Origin of the sequence: Roseiarcus fermentans, from assembly GCF_003315135.1 — a bacterium.
GTDB classification, from domain to species: Bacteria; Pseudomonadota; Alphaproteobacteria; order Rhizobiales; family Beijerinckiaceae; genus Roseiarcus; species Roseiarcus fermentans.
In genome coordinates this window covers 128,383-144,649 of the sequence record NZ_QNRK01000014.1, presented here as the reverse complement: position 1 = coordinate 144,649, position 16,267 = coordinate 128,383, and the positions used below count along the sequence as shown (strand labels likewise).

Below are 16,267 nucleotides of genomic sequence, written 5' to 3'. Positions count from 1 at the left end.
CCTGGGCGGATCGGATTTGAGCTGAAGATGGGCCAGCGCGTCGACCGACGAAAGCGACGTCGGCGCGCCCTCCGCCGCCAGGGCGGCCCGGCGTCGCCGAGCGAGCGCGGCGCCCGCCAGCGCCCCGGCCCCCATGAGAAAGCTGCGTCTTCCCAGCGTTACCCGGCTGCATGACGATCGCAAACCCACCGCTAAATCCAGTCCAGGCAGCTTGGGACCTCTTCCAACCTGCTCAAGGTCATCCCAGCGGACAAGGATTGATCAGGCAAACCGGCGGCGGCGATCGCCTCAAGGCAAGCCTTCGCCTCTATTGGTGCGACAGAATAGACGCTTTTTGCCGCTTGCAGTCGGACCTGAGGGTTTTTGTCGGCGAACAAAGCCAGCAGCGCCCGTCGCTCCTCGACGCCGCGGCGCTTGAGCTCGCGCGTCACGGCGAGTAAAAAATCAAACAACTTGTTACGCTTGCTCACATCATCAGTCAGATACGTGTCATACTGCGCGAGGCACGCGTTCCGAAACTGATCAAGCAACTCCGGAACTGGATATTTCGCAAAATTCTTCATTCCAGTACACCAATCTGGTGAAGCCCCATCAATCCCGCGCGCTGGCGTTCTTCCCATGTTTTACCCAGGAGATAGTCTCTAGGAGAGAGGCCTCCGAACTCGTAGTCCTCTGTCGCATACCAAGCATTCAATTCACTACGGACCGAGCGCCGCGTCTTGCAGGGCTTCGTCCCATGAGAAAGTCGCGCCTTCCCAGGTTTCCCGCTTGCATGACTACGACTCACCGCTAAATCCAGTCCAGGCAGTTTGGGTCTTCTTCCAGCCCACTCAAGGTCATCCCAGCGGACAAGGATTGATCAGGCAAACCGGCGGCGGCGATCGCCTCCAGGCAAGCCTTCGCCTCGACCGGCGCAACGGCATAGACGAAACTCGCGGCTTGAAACCGGACCTGAGGGTTCTTGTCGGCGAACAAAGTCAGCAGCGCCCGTCGCTCCTCGACGCCGCGGCTCTTGAGTTCGCGCGTCACGGCGAGTAAAAAATCGAACAACTTGTTCCGTTTGCTCACATCATCAGTCAGATACGTGTCATACTGCGCTAGACACGCGTTCCGAAACTGATCAAGCAACTCCGGAACTGTATATTTCGCGAAATTTTTCATTCCAGCACACCAATCTGGCGAGGCTCCATCAATCCCACGCGCTGGCGTTCTTCTCACGTTTTACCTATGAGATAGTCTCTAGAAGATAGGCCTCCAAACTCGTGGTCCTTTGTCGCATACCAAGCATTCAATTCCCAATTCTTGAGAGCTGGGAATAAGCACTTGGTTGTCGGACGAATTGACCCGCGCCGCCTCGCTTGCATCCCATCATCGAGCGCGTTGACCCGGGAATGGCTGGGCTGGAGTCCAACCCAGCCCGGCCTGATCGCAGACCTGGACCAACCGCACTCTTTCGGCGGGTGAGCGCGAAGCCCCTTCCCCGACTTGCTGGGATTTCAGCTAAAGATAGGTCACAACGCCGCTTTTCAAATCGTAGATCGCGGCGACGATCTTGAGCTTGCCGTCGTTGACCAGTCCCGAGATCAGCGTGCTGGACGCGGGGAGTCGGGCGGCCGTTCGTTGGGCGCTCAGCTTGGCGGTGGCGTTGACATAGTCGTCGGCGCCGCGCGCGGCGAGCGCGGCCGGCAGGATCGGCTCGATCATGGTTCCGATCGCGCCGGGATAGGTCGCGTTCTTGGCCACGACGTCGCAGGCGGCCTTGACCGCGCCGCACGCGGTATGCGCCAGCACCACGATCAGCGGCGAGCCGAGGACGGCCGCGCCGTATTCGACCGTGCCCAGCGTCGCGGTGTCGACCAGATTGCCGGCGTTGCGGGCGACGAACAACTCGCCGACGCCGTGGCCGCCGAAGATCAGTTCAGGCGGAACCCGGCTGTCTGCGCAAGCGATGATCGTCGCCCAGGGCGCCTGATGCGCCGCGACGCTCTCCCGCTGCTGGGCAATGTCCAGCGCGCAGATGTCGGGGTGACTGACATAGCGCGCGTTGCCCGCCTTGAGCTGGGCCAGCGCGTCGTCCGACGACAGCGAGGTCGGCGCCCCCTCCGCCGCAAGGGCGGCCGGCGCCGCCGCTGCGAGCACGGCGCCCGCCAGCGCCCCGGCCCCCATGAGAAAGCCACGCCTTCCCAGCATTTGTCGCTTGCAAACTTCGCACATTCGACCGCCCTTCCGATTCCGGTGAATAGGGCACGCTAACAGGGTCATGCGACGGAATCCAAACGCCGTATGCAAGAGGACCGCTCAACGCGGCCCCGGCGGATTCGGACGTCGCCTCGGGGTTCCGGCGGTGAGCCCGACCCGGGCGGACGCCGGCCCCCATTTCGGCCGGTTCGCCGGCCTGGACACGCAGCTTCGCGCGCGGATTCGCCCCCGGAACGCTCCGACCGCGCGCTCCTGAACTCGGCGCCGAAGGCGCCCGGCTTCCTCGGCCGACATCGACGGCTCGCATTCTTTCGAAGGGTCAGGCCGGCATCCCGCCAGCCGGCCGCAGCCCGATCGACGCGGCGTCCGGCGGCGCCGAGGGCTCTTCCGGTCGCGTCGCCGCGATCGATGTCGTCCGCGCCGCCAGCACGATCGCGGCGCAGGCGCGCGCGTCCGACAGCGCTTCGTGGTGATCGAGGGCGATGCCCAGCGCGCGGCACACGTCGGAGAGTTTCGTCGGGCGGATCGACCAGGTCTGCCGCGCCAGCCGCACCGTGCAATGGAACGGCAGCGTCGGCGCGGTGAGCCCGTAGGTCGCGCAGCAGGCGTTCAGAACCCTGCGGTCGAACGGCGCGTTGTGGGCGGCGAGGAAGGTGGCGCCGGCGAGGAAGCCGGAGATCGTCGGCCACAGGGCGCCGAAATCGTCGCACTCGGCCACGTCCCGCCAGGCGAGGCCGTGAATGAAGGTGAATTGGAACTGCCGCGTCGGCGGACGGATGAGGTGGACCGCGGTGTCGACGATCCGCCCGCCCGAGACCTTGACGAGGCCGACCGCGCAGGCGCTGTCGGCGCCGGCGTTGGCCGTCTCGAAGTCGATCGCGACGAAATCTCCGGCCGGACAAGAAGGGGCCGCCCGCGTCTTCCCGCGTCGCGACCCGAAGCCGCCCTCCATGCCCATCCGCCCGCCGCCCCTGATTCGCGCCGAACCAGTGTAGCGGATTCCGCCCGGTCTTCGCCGTCCACTCCGCCGGTCGGGTTTTCGTCGGTCGCGACCGGCGGCCGGGCGCGCGCCTCACGGCTGACGAAAGGTCAGGGTCCCGGGCGCTGGCCCGGGCGGCCGCTTATGCTAAAGAACGCTGAATGAAGATTCACCATCTCAACTGCGGGTCCCTGTGTCCGCGCGGCGGCCGGCTGTTCGGGGGCGCGGGGGGACCTTGGGCGGTTGCGCCGATGTGCTGCCACTGCCTGCTGATCGAGGGCGAGGACGGGTTCATTCTGGTCGACAGCGGGCTCGGCGTCGAGGACGTCGCCGATCCGAAGCGGCTCGGGGGCCTGTTCACGACGCTGGTCAGGCCGCGGCTCGAGGTGGCCGAGACCGCGCTGCGCCAGGTCGCCGACCTCGGCTTCCGCATCGACGACGTGCGCCACATCGTGCCGACCCACCTCGACCTCGACCACGCCGGGGGCTTCGCCGATTTTCCGGCCGCGACCGTCCACGTCTATGCCGACGAACTGCGCGCGGCCAGGGCGCCGATGTGGCGCGAGCGCCTGCGCTATCGTCCCGCCCAGCTCGATTCTGTCGCGAATTGGGCGCCGGTCGAGGCCGGCGGCGACGACTGGTTCGGCTTCAAGGCCGTGCGGGCGATGCCCGGGACGCAGGACGACGTGCTGCTCGTCCCCCTGCCCGGCCACTCGCGCGGCCATTGCGGCGTGGCGGTGCGCACGGCGTCGGGATGGCTGCTGCACTGCGGCGACGCCTATTTCCATCACGCCGAGGTCGCGGCCGGCGGCGGCGCGGCCCCGATCGGGATCCGGGCGTTCGAGTCGCTGGTCAATGTCGACAAGCCGGCCCGAGTCGCCAACCAGCAGCGGCTGCGCGAACTGGCCGAGCGCCACGGCGACGAGGTGAGGCTCATCTCGTCGCACGACCCGGCCGAACTTTTGGCCTGCCGCGGGTAGATCAGCCGGCCGCGACGGCCGGCTCGATCTTCGCCAGGCGCCGCAGCGCGCCCTCGTCGACCGCGTCGAGCGCGTCGAGGAACGCGGCGGCGAAGCTGCCCGGACCGCGCGCGTTCTCCGCCGCGATCTCGGCCGCCGCCGCGAAATGAACATGCGCCGCCACGAGGCCGGTCAGCGCGTCCGGCGCGACCGAAGCGTAGGCCGCAGCCAGCGCGCCGAGGGCGCAGCCCGTCGCCGTGACCCGGGTGAGCCAGACGCTGCCGCCGCCGACCTTGACCAGCGTCGGCCGGCCGTCGACCCGGCCGACCACGTGATCGACCGGCCCCGAGGCCGAGACCGCGGCGGCGTGGGCGAGGAGGTCGACCGCGGCCGGAACCGCCGCCGCCGGATCGGCCGACGAATCGACGCCGCGGCCGCCGCCCCCGAGTCCGGCGAGGCCGATGATCTCGGAGGCGTTGCCGCGCACGATCGCCGGCTTGAACTGCAGCAGCTCGGCGGCGACCGCGCCGCGCCATGGCAGGGCGCCGGCGGCGATCGGGTCGAGCACCCAGGGTTTTCCCGCCTTTTGCGCCGCGGCGGCGGCGAGCCGCATCGATTCGACCTGCGCCGCGGTCGGCGTGCCGAGATTGATCAGCACCGCGTCGGCGATGCCTGCGAACAGCGCCGCCTCCTCGGGGTTGTCGACCATCGCGGGCGCGGCCCCTGCGGCGAGCAGCGCGTTGGCGACGAAGTTGGTCGAGACGGCGTTGGTCAGCGCCTGGACGAGCGGCTTGCGCGATCGGAGCGCCGCATGGGCGGCGATGACGGCGTCGAGATCGGGCGCGACGGCGGACGAGGAAAGGGTCATGGTGTGGCTCGTATTCTCCGTCGGAGACAAGGGCGTATGGTCGAGAGACGCCCCCCTATTGTGTGATGGATGTTTGTGTAGGTCAAAAGGGCCGCGAACATGGCGGCCCCGTCAGGCGGCGACAGGCCGGCAAAACAGGTCGAGCAGCATCGGCTGCACGAAGACGTAGTCGCCGGCCTCGGTCCGCCCGGCCTCGAACAGCCCGCGAACCTCGTCGGTCTCGACCCGCTCGCGGACGATGGCGTTGAACGTCTGGCCGAGCGCGCGGGCGACGAGCGCATCGAACCCGGGGTAGCGCGGCCGTTGCAGGAAGGCGAACGAACGGCGTTCGCGAAAGAGGCGCGACCCCATCCGGTCGAGCGCCGCCTGCGCGGCGGTCCGGACCCGCGTCTCGTCGTGGAACGGCCGCATGACCGGGAAGTGGTTGCCGGTCATCCCCGGCTCGATCACGCACAGGAAGCCTGTCGGCTTCAGCGCCCGCGCGGCCTCCGCCAGCGCCGCGTCCATCGCCTCGACCGGCACGTGATGCAGCGAACGGAAGAACACCACCCCGTCGATCGAGGCGGAGGCGACGGGGAGACCCTCGGCGCGCGCCTCGACGAAGGTCACGCCGGCGGTCGGGGCGGCGTCACGGTTCTTCGCCGCCTGGATCGGGTCCGGCTCGACCCCGAGCACGGTCGCCCCCGCCTCGGCGAGCGCGCGTGCGTTCGCGCCCGCCCCGCAGCCGACGTCGATGAGCGCAAGTCCGGCGATCGCCGTCGCCGCCGTCAGCGCCGCGGCGTCGCTCCGCTCGCCGAGGTCCGTCCGCTCGCTCATGCCGCCCGCTCCGCCGTTGCGCCCCGGGGATGTAGCGTCGGCGTCGAACGGGAGCAAGGACCGGCCCGGACGCGCGCCCCGAGGGGCGCCTTCCGGACGCTCTCGCGGAAAGAGGCGTCCCCTCTCGCCGATTTGGATTCGCCCCCGCTGTCCGCCGGCAGGGAGCGGGCGTCCGCCGAAGACGGCGGGGAGGCGGTGCGCAGCCACTTGGATTGTGATGGCGGTCGCCTCCGGCGCTTCGGAGGCGACGTAAGCCCAGATTTCGGCAAGGTCGGCTTCCGCCGCGTCGGTTAGACGGAGGAGGAGCGGGCGGCTAACAGCTTCCTCCCTCGTTCCATGACGCTGGCGGCGTCGAAGTCCTTGACGCGGCCAGCGGCGACGTCGGCAAGCCCTTTGTCGATGTCCGCCTTGAGAGCGGTCGGCGTTCGCCAATCTCCATGCGGGTCATGATTTTTCATGTCGATATCGGTCGGTCATCGCGCGGGGTGAAGGGCTTCGCTCACGGCGACGGGATTGCGCCCGATCACGACAAGGTAGGCGCGGGCAGCGGCGTCGGGGTCTTTGCGTCCCTGTTCCCAGTCCCGCAAGGTGCCGAGCGGGATCTGAAAGCGCGCCGCGAAATCCTCCTGCGAGAGACCAAGCGCACGGCGAATGATCCTGACCTGTGGGGTGCGCTTCATGCGCGCCAACCGCTCCGGCGTCAGAGGCTGCGCGTCGGGGTCGGCGAGCGCGGCGGCATGGCGCTCGGCCTCGGTCATGGCGTCGAAGCGGCTCCAATCGTGTTTCGTCGGCTCAGTTGTTGTCTTCATGGTATTGTCGTCGTTCATGGGGCCCTGCTCCTCTGGCCGAAATGATGCGGATCGCGTCGCCTCGAATCGTGTAGGCGACGTAAAGCAAACGCCCATCGGCCATGCCGATCATGGCGTAACGGTCTTCGCCATAATCCTCGCTCTCGTCGAGCCAATCGAGGGCGAATGGGTCTACGAACGCCTCGCAGGCCGCCTCGAAGGACACGCCGTGGTCGGCGATATTCGAGGCGGCCTTGGCGTCATCCCACTGAAATCTGCTGTCTCTCATAAGATACGGCTTAGCCGTAGTTTTGTAAAGCATCAAGCGCTTACGCGGAGTCCGTCCCGCTCCCGCCCGACCCCCGCTCGGCGTCGCGCAGATCCTTCTTCGAGATCTTTCCGACCGCGGTCTTGGGCAGCGCGTCGCGGATGGCGAGCGCGCCGATCATCTCGTGCTTGCCGAGCCTGTCCCGGAGAAAGGCCTTGAGGTCGTCGAGGGTCAGCGGCGGCGCGCCCGCCTTCAGCTTGACGAACGCCTTGGGGATTTCGCCCTTGTAGGCGTCCGGCACGCCGATCACGCTGACCTCCTCGACCGACGGGTGCTGGTAGATCGCCTCCTCGATGGTGCGCGGATAGACGTTGAAGCCGCCGACCAGCAGCATGTCCTTGGTCCGGTCGACGATATAGACGTAACCGTCCGCGTCCATCGTGGCGACGTCGCCGGTGCGGAAGAAGCCGTCCGGGGTCATGGCGGCGGCGGTCGCCTCCGGCTTCTTCCAGTAGCCCTTCATCACGTTCGGGCCCTTGACGCAGATTTCTCCGCGCTCGCCGAGCGGGACTTCCCGGGCGGGATCGGTCACGTCCACGAGCTTCATGAGCGTGGCGGGATAGGGAATGCCGCAGGAGCCCGACCGCGGCGGCGCGTCGCGCGGGGTGAACGTGCCGATCGGCGACGTTTCCGTCATCCCCCAGCCTTCCGTGATCGGGCAGCCCACGATTGCGTCCCAGCGCTCCTTCAGCGCGACCGGCAGCGGCGCGCCGCCGGAGGCGCAAAGGCGCAGTGAGGAAAAATCCATTTTGGCGACGTCCGGCAGGGCGAGGATCGCCGTGTGCATCGTCGGCACGCCGAGATAGACGGTGATCCTTTTCAGGCCGATGTCGCGCGCCGCCGCCGCCGGATCGAAGCGCGGATGCACGACGAGTTCGGCGCCCATCCGGAAGCCGAGCAGCATGACGACGGTGAGCGAATAGATGTGGAACAGCGGCAGGACGCACAGGAACCGCTCCTCCCCCTCCCGCAGTCCGCTCCGCTCGTCGCGGGTCATCACCTCGTGGTAGAGCGAGCAGGCGACCGTCAGGTTGGCGTGGGTCAGCATGGCGCCTTTCGGCGTTCCGGTCGTGCCCCCGGTATAGGCGAGCACCGCCACCGCGTCGGCGAGATCGGCGATGGCGTGCTTTTGATAGCCCCCGTCCGTGTCGAGGAGGTCGCGGAACGCCACATGACGGGCGTCCGGGCGAACCTCCGCCAGCATGCCCTGGGCGGACATCACGCCCCTCACTGCGCCCGGCGCCGCCGCGAATTCGGCGAAATCCCCGATCACCAGCGTTTTCAGGCGGGTCGTCCCGAGCAGCGTCTCGGCCTGCGGATAGGTCGCGGCGAGGTCGACGGTGACGAGGATGTCGGTCTCGCTGTCGCCGACCTTGAACTGCAGCGCGGGGACGGCGTCGAGCGGCGAATAGTTGACCACCGTGCCGCCCGCCTTCAGGACGCCGAAGAAGGCGATCACGTAATGCGGCGTGTTCGGCAGCAGCATGCCGACATGGACGCCGGGACCGACCCCGAGCTTCTGGAAGCCGGCGGCGGCGCGGTCGGCGAGTTGGTTCAGCTCCGCATAGGTTATGCGCCTGTCCATGAACTGCAGCGCCGGCCGGTCGCCGTTGCGGACGGCGGCGGCCTCCAGAACCTCCTGCACCGACGAGACCTCGAGCGGCGCGTCAAAGCGTACGCCGGGCGGATAGGACTTCACCCATGGCGGAGCGTTCATCGGATCCCTCCCGTTTCCTGCCCAATGTGATTCGTCGTCCGGATCTCCCCGGGCGCGCAGATCCGCCAGTAGGCGTGGTCGCCGGCCGGCCGTCAAGGCGCCGCCGACAGGTTGCGCGCCCGCGCGCCGGGGCGCAGGATCGGGGGGCGGACCTGGAGGAAAAAGCCATGACGGACGGCAAACAGCCAGTCTGTGCAATCGTCGGGATCGGACCGGGCAACGGCGAGGCGCTGGCGAGGCGGTTTTCCGCCGACGGCTACGCCGTCGCGCTGATGGCGCGACGGCCCGATCTCACCGCCGCGCTCGCCGCCGAATTGCCCTCGGCGAAAGCCTATCCCTGCGACGCCGCGGACGCGGCCTCGGTCTCGGCGGCGTTCGCGCAGGCGCGCGCCGAGCTCGGGGAGGTCGACGTCCTCGTGTTCAACGCCGGCTCGGGCGCGTGGGGCACGATCGAGGAGGTGTCGGCAGAGGATTTCGAGCGGTCGTGGCGCGTCAACGCGCTCGGTCTCTTTCTCAGCGCCAGGGAGGTCATCCCCGCCATGCGCGCCGGGGGCAAGGGCGCGATCATCGTCGTCGGCGCCACCGCCTCGCGCCGCGGCGTCGCCGGAACCGCCGCCTTCGCGCCGGCCAAGATGGCGCAGAAGGGGCTGGCGGAATCGATGGCGCGGCATCTGGGGCCGGCGGGAATCCACGTCGCGCTGATCGTCGTCGATGGCATCGTCCGCTCGCCGGCCGCGCAGGCCCGGTACGCCGACCGCCCGGCGGACGCCTTCATCGCCCCCGCGGCGGTCGCCGACATCGCCGCCGCGCTGGTGAACCAGGACCGTTCCGCCTGGAGCTTCGAGGTCGACGCGCGGCCCTGGTCCGAGAAATGGTGAGGGCCGGAGCCCCTTCGCCCTCAGCGCAATCCCCTTCCCCCTCGGGGGGAAGGTGGCGCGAAGCGCGGGATGAGGGGACGCCGGCGAATGCATCGATCGGGCGCCTTGCCGCCCTCCCCGATCGGCCCCGCACGAGGCCGCCATGAGGGGCGACCCGAGCCGCCGCATTCGCCCCGCGTTCGACACGCCCTTGCCGGGTTGTCAAATATGTTCTATGTTTGTTCCCTCGACCCCATCGAGGCCGCCCCATGTCCGAACTCCGCCGCTCGCTCACCCGACTGTCGTCACGGGGCGCGCCGGATGCGGCGCCCCGTCCTCGGGCGGCGCGCGTGGAACCAACCGCCAACCCGTCAGATTTGGACGGCCCCTGTTGGCAAGCTGCATTCGACGCTTCGTTCAATTTGGGCAACTGCCAAGCCGCGGTCATCGCGAGGAGCGAAGCGACGTGGCGATCGAGGGGGGCGCGGCCAAGGTCTGCCGTATGCCCGGCGTCGCCGCGCTTCAACGTCGGCGCAGGCGGCCCCTGGATCGCCGCGTCGCCCTTCGGGCTCCTCGCGAGGACGGCGGGAAGCCTCATCGCCTCCGCCTCGGCGTCGACGACCGCCCGTCATTCCCGAGCTGCGCCAAGGCTTGGCGGTTACTGTCGACGCGGCCGCTGGCCGCGTCCCGCGTCAGGAGATCCGCCCCGGCGCCCAAAGTCTCCGCAACCGGCTGAAACCGCTCGATTCGGGAGCCGCGACGGCGCCGGCCTCCTGTCCCCCGAAGTCCGGACCGGCCGGCCCGCCGCCCCCGCCAGTCCAACGCCGCCGTCGCGCCCTCCCCGTCGCCGCCGGGCGCTCCGGACCCGAACCTCACGCCCGCCCCGCCGCCTCGCGCAACTGCCCTTCGAGACGCTCGATCCGCTGTTGCAGAAGTTCACGCTCGACCTGTCCGTAGGCGGTCTCGGCGTCGCGCGCGAGCGCGCCGAGAAGGTCGCGCTCGGACTCGTGAAGGTCCGTGCCCGCCTCGTGGCCGCTGTAGAGAACGACGGCGAAGCGGCGCCGCGCGTTGGCGATCGGCACGCCGAAAATCGGTCGCGCCAGATCGTCGGGCAGGCCGGCGCGTCTGCCCGCCATCGAAAATGGCCCGGACGGCGGCGGCGCGGGAAGCGGCGGCTCGCCCTCGGCGAGGAACTCGGCGTCCGACGCGCCCCAGCCGACGCTTCTTTGCCGCCTCATCCGGCCGCCCTCGCCGTCTTCCTCCCGGCGAAACACCGCCGCCGAGGCGAGCTTGAGGGTCTTCGCCGGCTCCTCGACCAGGAGCCGCTCGATCTCGTCGAGGCTTTCCGCGCGCGCGATCTCGCGCCCGACCTCCTCGAGGCGGCGCTCGGCCCGACGGAAGTCGGAATCGAGAATCCGCTCGGCCCACTCGGTCATCCACTCGTGCAGGCGCGAGAGCGCGAACACCAGCACGGTCGCCAGCAGCAACCAGGCCCACTCCGGCAGTTCGGCCCACTCGTGGACCGTGCCGAACGATTCGTGGATCAGAAACACCGGCAGGCTCAGGAGCAGCCCGAGGATGGTGGCGCGCCGCAGCGGAATCCACACGCTGACCACCGTCGGCCGCCGCACCGCCTCGACCACGAACAGGCAGAGGACGCCGTTGACCAGGTAGAGCAGGCTCGCGAGCTCGTCGGTCGCCGCGCCCGCCCCGAACAGGCTGTCGGGCAGGGACGTCTCCCGCCAGATTTCGCCGATCAGGGTCGCCGGCAGGCCGATCAGACAGCCCCAGATGACCCAGCGAATGCGCTGATAGTCGCGCGGGCTGAGGTCGGCGCGACGGGCGAGGAGGATCGCAATCGCCGCCGCGCTGACGGCGAAGCCGAGCAGCAGCGACAAACGCGTGGCGTACTCGGAGCGGAAGCCGAACAGGCTGGCCAGACTCGCGAGTTCGATCGCGAGGGCGACACCGAAGAACGCCGGCAGGGCGCGCTGAACGCGGCGCCAGCGACCCTCGGCGCGATCGACCGGGGCGCGCAGGGCGAACAGCAGCAGCCCCGCATAGGCCGCGGCCTGAAGGACATTGCTGACGACCGCTTGCGCCATGAGCGCCGGCGGCCACTGTTGCAGCCAGGCGGTCGTCTGGAACGACAGGCCCGGGTTGAAGTACAGCACGTAGACGAAGAAGCCCCAGGTCATCGGCCCGGGCCGGATCCAGACGAGCCAGGCCGCCCCGAGCACGACGAGCACGGCGGCGACCTGGGCGAGCGCGAAGGCGATGTCGGCGGCGATCGAGCGCGGCCCCGGCACGGCCGTCAGGTCGACCTCGCGGGCCGGCCGGCCGGCCTCGGCGGCGATCGTCAGCGTCGCCCGTCGGCCGGGCACGGCATAGACGACGCCGCCCCACAGGGCGAGGTTGCTGGCGCAGCGCTCCGTGTCCACGGGAACGCAACGCATCGCCCAGAGGTCGAGCCGCTCGCCGACGCGCAGACCCGCGCGGTAGGCCGGCGAATCCGCCTCGGTCTCGAAAGGCGACCGGACGTCGTAGATCAGACCGTCGGCGTTGGTCGTCAGCCCGAACGAGCCCAGCGGCCGGACGAGCCGGGCGAAGTCGGGCGCGATCATCCCGAGCGCGTAGAGCGTGAGCAGCACGAGAAGGATGCGCTCGGGAATCCTCAGGCCGTTCGCCTCGCTCATGCCGCCCCCACTTTCGCCCGCGCTCCCGATCGGCTAGCCGCGCCGCAGGTCCTTGTACAAGATCCGCGTCGCGTCGTAGCGGTCGGCGTCGAAGGCGTCGCGGGCATAGAACGGGATCGCGCCGGCGAACACGTAGCCGAGCGAACGGTACAAAGCCTCGGCGGCGTCGCCGGCCGTGTCCAAAGTGACGAGCCAGCGGCCGCTGTCGGCGGCCCGCCGCTCGATCTCGGCCATCAGGGCGCGCGCCACGCCCTTCCGGCGAAAGCGCGGATCGACCAGGACCTTGGACGCCTCGGCATGGTGGCGCTTGCTCGGCATGCCGTCGAGGTCGAGCTGCGCGGTCCCCACGATCTCGCCGCCCAGCGTCGCGACCAGCGCCACGCGGCTGCCCGCGGCGAGCGGCGGCGCGACCTTGTCCAGCCACCAGGCGCGCGCCTCCTCGCGCGAAAACGGCAGGACGAAGCCGACGCTCGCGCCTTCGTGCACGCAGGCGTGCAGGATCTCGGCGAGGCGGTCGAGGCTCGCGGGGAACGAGGCCGCGTCGAGCGCGGCGAGGGAAGGCGGCGTGAACATCGGCCGAGACAACCACGTCCCGGCGTCCGCCGTCCAGCGCCTCCGGCGCCGACCCGAGCGCGGCGCGCTCGGGCGCCCCGGATGACGCGAAACCGCGGCCAAGCGAACCCGCGACCCTTGCGCCCTGTCCCGACTTGGGTTACGGCCGCGACGCACCAATCGAGGAGACGAGGGTTTGGCCGCCGCCGCGCCAGCAAAGCCGATCAACTGGCTGAACGTCTCGACGCTCGTCAGCGTCGCCATTCTCGTCGGAACCGAGCTGATCGGCGCCGGCGCCGCGGCGGGCTGGGCGATCGGCGGCCTGTTCGCCTTCGGCGAGACGATCACCCACATCCTGCAGGTCGTCCTGGTGCTGTGCGCGCTCGCCGGCCTGTTCTCCTTCCTGCGCGCCGCCGCCGCGCACGAGACGTTGCGCGGGTAGCGGGCGGCTGTCTCGGGCCGCGGCCGTCTCGAGCGAGGCGGGTCCCTGAAAACGCCATCGTCGTCGCGCCCGTCCCGCGCGAGTCGCGGAGGTCGCCCGCGCGTCATCGCGAGGAGCGAAGCGACGTGGCGATCCAGGCGGGCGGGCCCATGTCCGCCGGGATTGGGCAAGCGCCGCTCTTGTCCGCAATAACTTCTTGACGCTGTCGTATGTTCCCGTTATGTTCTAATCAAGCCTGTCCGGAGTTTGCACATGGCGGCCGTTCTCATCGACGTTTCGCCCTGCATGAGGTGCGCAAACAACGCAATCACGCTGGCTCCGCCACTGGCGCGTCGGCGGGTTGGCTCGAGTCCTGGCGCGCGCCTTTGCGGAGAGGCGGAGCTAGCGCGTCGGTCCCGGGGCGCTGAAAGCGTCTGTATTGACATTGAGGATACATCGGTCGAGGATCGCCGCCATGCCCCGACCTCGTTCCCCATCCGCCGAGCGCGCCGACGCGCAGATTGTCGCACGCGAGCGTTCGCCGGGCGGCGACACCAAGGGCAGCATCAACCTGCGCATAGAGGCGCATACGCGTAACCTCATCGACGACGCGGCGGCGATCCTCGGCAAGACGCGCACCGAGTTCATGATCGAGAGCGCTCGCCGGCAGGCCATCGACGTGCTGCTCGACCAGCGGTTGTTCGCGCTCGACCCCGATCGCTACGACGCCTTTGTCGGAGCCCTCGACAATCCTCCGGCGCCGGGACCAAAGCTGAAGTCGCTGCTGCGCCGGGTTCCGGCTTGGCGGAAATGACCGGCCAACGCGATGCCGCAGAGCTTGTCGGACCCCGTCGCCCTCGCCGCCGAACACGACTGTTCGACGTTCGACTGCGGTGAGCCTGCATTGAACGACTGGCTGCGGCATCGGGCGCTGAACAACGAAAGCCGCTTCTCGCGCACCTACGTGGTGTGCGAGGGCGCGAGAGTCGTCGCCTTTGTCAGCATCGCCGCCGGGGCGGTGGAGCGGGCCGCGGCCCCGGGAAAAATTCGCCGCAACGCGCCGGACACAATCCCGGTCTCGGTGATCGGGCGGCTTGCGGTCAGCCGCGACCATGCCGGCAAAGGTCTCGGCGCCGATATGCTGGCCGACGCGTTGCGCCGCATCGCGATCGCCTCGCAGAGTATCGGGATCGGCGCGGTTCTCATTCACGCAAAAGACGAAGCCGCAAAGCGCTTCTACATGCGATGCGCCGAGTTCGTCGAATATCCGGCCGACAGCCGTACCCTGTTGCTTCCCATCGAAACTGTGGTGGCCGCCTTCAGCTAGAACTGTGGAGAAGTGTGGTGGGTGAAGCCAAGAGAAAAAGGCCCCTACGAGGAAATTCGGCTTGGCCACACTCAGACGAGTTCGGCGGTACGATCGACCTGCATATGCTGGAGCCGGTTGCGGCAATTAATGGCGCACGCATCCGTGAATTGACTGGCGATATGACGATACCCGAAGCCCAAGAAATTAGAATCCTGGAAGCGTTTCGTGCGGTAGTTGGGGATTGAATGTTTCAAGTCGGTTCGATTCGTGCCTCGGCGATGAAACTGGATTCAGCGCGATCGGAATTGCGGTAATCGAACGAATTATGATGGAAACATCGAGCAGCTCGCTCCACGTCGTACTTGTTGTTCATCATGATATCGCATGGGACATTGTCCTGCGACATCTTCGTAGCTTCACTGGAAGCGCTTTACTGTTCGCCTTTCTCGACTCCGATATTTATGACGCCGGGACCGCTGAGAAATTCTACTCGAAATATATTCGGATTTTTGATGAGAATGGCAAGCAATTCCGCCGTCTAACCGAGGCGCAACACCAGCGGATACGTGAGCAGAAAGCGGCGATCCTTCGGCGGCCAGTCGCCGCCGGTGTTTTACGCCGCACCGGGCGTGGCGCAGGAGGATACCCCTTGGATCTTCCGTCTTGTAACACCGGCAGGGAAAGTGATCCGAACCGCCGTCTGGAATGGCCGCCGCAACTATGCACACGACCTTCCTGAGGACATCTTGAACTGGGTGGGCGGCGACAAAATCGCGATCGTGCAGGTGCACAGCCCTGTCGGGATCAACCGCCGTTCATCCTTTGATCTAACGCACAAGCTCGCCAAGGATTTCGACGACGTCATCCATTGGGCGCGCGACACTGAGACCTTCCAGTCCATCCTTGGATCGTTCATTCGGCTCGATCTGGAATCCGTGGGTCCGCCGGACCTCTCCGAGAGCTGGGAACCAGCGATTACCTTTTTCGCGGCCAACCCCAAGTAAATTCTCTTAGCCCAAGCCCTCATCGCGCCGCGGCCGCCTTCGGCGCCCCGAGCCAGATCACGTGGCGCGAGCCGCCGCGCGCGCCCCCCGCGCGCACCCGCTTCTCCTCGACCGAAAAGCCGGCCTTCTCGAACCGCTTCATGAACGGGGCGTCCGGGCCTTGCGACCAGACGGCGAGCACGCCGCCGGGCGTCAGCGCCGCGCGCGCCGCCGCCAGCCCCTGCGCCGCATAGAGGCCGTCGTTCGCCGCCTGCGTCATGCCTTCCGGGCCGTTGTCGACGTCGAGCAGGATCGCGTCGTAGCGCGATTTGCCGGCGCGGATCAGCGCGGCGACGTCGGCCTCGACGATCGCCACGCCCGGCGCGTCGAGCGAATCGCCGAACATGTCCGCCATCGGCCCCCTCGCCCAGCGCACGACGGCGGGAACGAGTTCGGCGACGATGATCTGCGCCCCGGCGCCGAAGGCCGGGATCGCCGCGCGCAGGGTGAAGCCCATGCCGAGGCCGCCGATCAGAATTCTCGGCCTCTCGCGGCGGCCGAGCCGCTCCGCCGCCAGCGTCGCCAGCGCCTCCTCCGAGGCGCTGAGCCGCGAGGTCATCAGTTCCGCGACGCCGACCTTGATGACGAACTCGCGTCCCCTGCGCATCAGCCGGAGGTCGCCGCCGTGCGGCAGAGGCGTGCGGTCGAGTTCAATCCAGGGGATCATCGGGGGGTCCGGGCGGGTCTCGACGAGGCCGTAGCACGTTCGCGCGCCGCCGGACATTGCCCGGACAA

At 68.5% G+C, this 16,267-nt stretch carries 19 protein-coding genes; 7 read left to right on the top strand and 12 right to left on the bottom strand.

The window, feature by feature from the left end:
- Positions 1-191 precede the first annotated feature (191 nt).
- From DFR50_RS14245 to DFR50_RS14225, 4 genes are all read right to left on the bottom strand, one after another.
- Complete coding sequence (locus DFR50_RS14245; protein WP_170153214.1) at positions 192-563, bottom strand: DUF2019 domain-containing protein; 372 nt, start codon at positions 561-563, stop codon at positions 192-194.
- Between the two features lie 226 nt (positions 564-789).
- Positions 790-1,161: a DUF2019 domain-containing protein gene (locus DFR50_RS14240; protein WP_113889936.1), complete on the bottom strand. Its 372-nt coding sequence runs from the start codon at positions 1,159-1,161 to the stop codon at positions 790-792.
- A 339-nt stretch (positions 1,162-1,500) separates the two neighbouring features.
- Positions 1,501-2,190: a carbonic anhydrase gene (locus DFR50_RS14230; RefSeq protein ID WP_245427767.1), complete on the bottom strand. Its 690-nt coding sequence runs from the start codon at positions 2,188-2,190 to the stop codon at positions 1,501-1,503.
- Positions 2,191-2,518: 328 nt separating this feature from the next.
- Positions 2,519-3,157, bottom strand: coding sequence for a 3'-5' exonuclease (locus tag DFR50_RS14225; protein WP_210208895.1), 639 nt, complete (start codon positions 3,155-3,157; stop codon positions 2,519-2,521).
- A gap of 182 nt (positions 3,158-3,339) precedes the next feature.
- Between DFR50_RS14225 and DFR50_RS14220 the strand changes: the two genes are divergently transcribed.
- On the top strand, positions 3,340-4,158 hold the full coding sequence (locus DFR50_RS14220) for an MBL fold metallo-hydrolase (RefSeq protein WP_113889933.1): 819 nt from the start codon (positions 3,340-3,342) through the stop codon (positions 4,156-4,158).
- Between the two features lies 1 nt (position 4,159).
- Here DFR50_RS14220 and thiM read toward each other — a convergent pair whose 3' ends face one another.
- The 5 genes from thiM to DFR50_RS14190 form a co-directional block, all read right to left on the bottom strand.
- Entirely contained in the window at positions 4,160-5,005 is an 846-nt protein-coding gene (thiM, locus tag DFR50_RS14215; RefSeq protein ID WP_113889932.1) for a hydroxyethylthiazole kinase, read from the bottom strand.
- A gap of 111 nt (positions 5,006-5,116) precedes the next feature.
- Positions 5,117-5,821: a class I SAM-dependent methyltransferase gene (locus DFR50_RS14210; RefSeq protein WP_113889931.1), complete on the bottom strand. Its 705-nt coding sequence runs from the start codon at positions 5,819-5,821 to the stop codon at positions 5,117-5,119.
- Between the two features lie 473 nt (positions 5,822-6,294).
- Entirely contained in the window at positions 6,295-6,630 is a 336-nt protein-coding gene (locus tag DFR50_RS14200) for a helix-turn-helix domain-containing protein (RefSeq protein WP_113889930.1), read from the bottom strand.
- Positions 6,614-6,931 (bottom strand): BrnT family toxin, encoded by a 318-nt coding sequence (locus tag DFR50_RS14195; protein WP_245427765.1) that lies wholly within the window; start codon positions 6,929-6,931, stop codon positions 6,614-6,616. Before DFR50_RS14195 ends, DFR50_RS14200 begins: the two co-directional genes overlap by 17 nt.
- 7 nt (positions 6,932-6,938) lie before the next feature.
- On the bottom strand, positions 6,939-8,654 hold the full coding sequence (locus tag DFR50_RS14190; RefSeq protein ID WP_113889928.1) for a long-chain-fatty-acid--CoA ligase: 1,716 nt from the start codon (positions 8,652-8,654) through the stop codon (positions 6,939-6,941).
- 167 nt (positions 8,655-8,821) lie between these two features.
- On the opposite strand from DFR50_RS14190, the gene DFR50_RS14185 reads away from it, so the two are divergent.
- Positions 8,822-9,532, top strand: coding sequence for an SDR family NAD(P)-dependent oxidoreductase (locus DFR50_RS14185; protein ID WP_113889927.1), 711 nt, complete (start codon positions 8,822-8,824; stop codon positions 9,530-9,532).
- Positions 9,533-10,383: 851 nt separating this feature from the next.
- Here DFR50_RS14185 and DFR50_RS14180 read toward each other — a convergent pair.
- The gene (locus DFR50_RS14180; protein ID WP_113889926.1) at positions 10,384-12,207 is read right to left on the bottom strand and encodes a hypothetical protein; all 1,824 of its coding nucleotides are present in this window, start codon (positions 12,205-12,207) and stop codon (positions 10,384-10,386) included.
- Positions 12,208-12,240: 33 nt separating this feature from the next.
- Positions 12,241-12,780 carry a GNAT family N-acetyltransferase gene (locus DFR50_RS14175; protein ID WP_113889925.1) on the bottom strand — a complete coding sequence of 180 codons (540 nt, stop codon included), beginning with the start codon at positions 12,778-12,780 and terminating at the stop codon, positions 12,241-12,243.
- 175 nt (positions 12,781-12,955) lie between these two features.
- On the opposite strand from DFR50_RS14175, the gene DFR50_RS14170 reads away from it, so the two are divergent.
- The 5 genes from DFR50_RS14170 to DFR50_RS31395 all read left to right on the top strand — a co-directional run bounded on the left by DFR50_RS14170 (position 12,956) and on the right by DFR50_RS31395 (position 15,493).
- Complete coding sequence (locus DFR50_RS14170) at positions 12,956-13,201, top strand: hypothetical protein (protein ID WP_113889924.1); 246 nt, start codon at positions 12,956-12,958, stop codon at positions 13,199-13,201.
- Positions 13,202-13,655: 454 nt separating this feature from the next.
- Positions 13,656-13,994, top strand: a complete 339-nt coding sequence (locus tag DFR50_RS14165; protein ID WP_113889923.1) for a type II toxin-antitoxin system TacA family antitoxin — start codon at positions 13,656-13,658, stop codon at positions 13,992-13,994.
- Positions 13,995-14,006: 12 nt separating this feature from the next.
- Positions 14,007-14,507 (top strand): GNAT family N-acetyltransferase, encoded by a 501-nt coding sequence (locus DFR50_RS14160; protein WP_113889922.1) that lies wholly within the window; start codon positions 14,007-14,009, stop codon positions 14,505-14,507.
- 17 nt (positions 14,508-14,524) lie between these two features.
- Positions 14,525-14,734 carry a hypothetical protein gene (locus DFR50_RS31400; protein ID WP_147262769.1) on the top strand — a complete coding sequence of 70 codons (210 nt, stop codon included), beginning with the start codon at positions 14,525-14,527 and terminating at the stop codon, positions 14,732-14,734.
- Positions 14,735-15,055: 321 nt separating this feature from the next.
- Complete coding sequence (locus DFR50_RS31395) at positions 15,056-15,493, top strand: hypothetical protein (protein WP_147262768.1); 438 nt, start codon at positions 15,056-15,058, stop codon at positions 15,491-15,493.
- Positions 15,494-15,512: 19 nt separating this feature from the next.
- On the opposite strand, the gene DFR50_RS14150 is transcribed toward DFR50_RS31395, so the two are convergent.
- Entirely contained in the window at positions 15,513-16,199 is a 687-nt protein-coding gene (locus tag DFR50_RS14150; RefSeq protein ID WP_113889957.1) for a spermidine synthase family protein, read from the bottom strand.
- Positions 16,200-16,267 lie beyond the last annotated feature (68 nt).